Source organism: Mesorhizobium sp. WSM4815 (assembly GCF_055811575.1).
The window spans coordinates 1-1,264 of record NZ_JBVVQS010000047.1 but is presented as its reverse complement, the minus strand read 5'-3'; the positions used below and the strand labels follow the sequence as shown (position 1 = coordinate 1,264).

Below are 1,264 nucleotides of genomic sequence, written 5' to 3'. Positions count from 1 at the left end.
TAGTCCGAGGTGGTCTCCTCGATCTGCTGCTTGATCTGGGCGACGCGGCCCTGGATCTCGGCCTTCTTGCCGGCGCCGTCGACGATGGTGGTGTTCTCCTTGGAGATCGACACCTTCTTGGCGCGGCCGAGCATGTTGAGGCCAACATTCTCGAGCTTGATGCCGAGGTCTTCGGAAATGACCTGGCCACCGGTGAGGATGGCGATGTCTTCCAGCATGGCCTTGCGGCGATCACCGAAGCCCGGCGCCTTGACGGCGGCGATCTTCAGGCCGCCACGCAGCTTGTTGACGACCAGCGTGGCCAGGGCCTCGCCTTCGACGTCTTCCGAGATGATGACCAGCGGCTTCGAAGTCTGCACGACAGCCTCGAGGATCGGCAGCATGGCTTGCAGGTTGGAGAGCTTCTTCTCGTGGAGAAGGATGTAGGCGTCTTCCAGGTCCGCAACCATCTTGTCGGCGTTGGTGACGAAGTAGGGCGAGAGATAGCCGCGGTCGAACTGCATGCCTTCGACGACTTCGAGTTCGGTCTCGGCGGTCTTGGCTTCCTCGACCGTGATGACGCCCTCATTGCCGACCTTCTGCATCGCTTCGGCGATCATCGAGCCGACCGAAGCATCGCCATTGCCGGCGATGGTGCCGACCTGGGCAACCTCTTCCGAGGTCTTGATCTTCTTGGCGTTCTTGATCAGCGTCGAGACGACGTCGCTAACCGCGAGATCGATGCCGCGCTTCAGGTCCATCGGGTTCATGCCGGCGGCAACCGCCTTGTGGCCTTCCTGGACGATCGACTGCGCCAGAACGGTCGCGGTCGTGGTGCCGTCGCCGGCGATGTCGTTGGTCTTCGAAGCAACTTCGCGGACCATCTGCGCGCCCATGTTCTCGAACTTGTCGGAAAGTTCGATTTCCTTGGCGACGGTGACGCCGTCCTTGGTGATGCGCGGGGCGCCGAACGACTTGTCGAGGACGACGTTGCGGCCCTTGGGGCCGAGCGTGACCTTCACAGCGTCGGCGAGGATGTTGACGCCGCGCAGCATGCGCTCACGGGCATCGCGAGAAAATTTTACGTCTTTGGCAGCCATTTTTAGCTCCTGGCAGGGGCTTGAATTGAGCCCTGGGATTTAAGTGATGGTGAGGCCGAGATTCAGCCGATGATGCCCATGACGTCGGATTCCTTCATGATCAGAAGGTCTTCGCCATTGAGCTTGACTTCGGTGCCCGACCACTTGCCGAACAGGATGCGATCGCCGGCCTTGACGTCCAGCGG

General features: G+C 61.2%; 2 protein-coding genes. Both read right to left on the bottom strand.

What is annotated here, in order from left to right; genetic code table 11:
• Window positions 1–1,079, bottom strand: a 1,079-nt coding sequence (groL, locus tag AC0L2B_RS00210) for a chaperonin GroEL (RefSeq protein WP_473743638.1), incomplete at its 3' end; no start/stop codon positions are given.
• A 62-nt stretch (window positions 1,080–1,141) separates the two neighbouring features.
• A partial coding sequence (locus AC0L2B_RS00205) for a co-chaperone GroES (RefSeq protein WP_473743639.1) occupies window positions 1,142–1,264 on the bottom strand: 123 nt, incomplete at its 5' end.